This is a genomic window from Brevibacterium sp. SIMBA_078 (genome assembly GCF_046534565.1).
GTDB lineage: Bacteria > Actinomycetota > Actinomycetes > Actinomycetales > Brevibacteriaceae > Brevibacterium.
Genome location: NZ_JAWRYQ010000033.1, coordinates 1 through 428 on the forward strand (window position 1 = coordinate 1; position 428 = coordinate 428).

Consider the following 428-nt stretch of genomic DNA (forward strand, 5'->3'; position numbering starts at 1 on the left):
CGAGTTCCTGCGTCGCGAGATCGACCCTGGAGCGCAGTTCGTCGTTGAACTGCTCGATCTTCCGGACGTTCTGGGCGAATCGCCAGGCAAGGGCAAGCGCCATGCTCAACATGAGCGCTTGCGACGTGAACACGGCGTAGTAGATGTTGGTATTCAGGATGCCGACAAAAACCAGCAGGTCGTGAACGCCGACGGCAATGAAAATCACCATGCAAACCGTCAGGATCTGCTGCTCGATTTCGCGGCTGCGCCACGAAAACCACAGCAGCAGACCGCAGCTTCCGATGAAACCCGCCATCGGTATGAGCGCCCAGAGTGCTCGCGCATCGGCAATTGCCGAGCCGGGCGTCACGATCAGCCAGCCGCTGCCGATCAGCACGATCGCCCAGAGCGCTCGCTCGGCGCGTGGGGCGCGGCGTCGGCAAAAA

1 protein-coding gene is annotated in these 428 nt (G+C 61.4%); it reads right to left on the minus strand.

Annotated elements, in window-relative coordinates:
- On the minus strand, window positions 1-428 hold a 428-nt coding region (locus SB749_RS18730), incomplete at both ends, for a hypothetical protein (protein ID WP_410711626.1).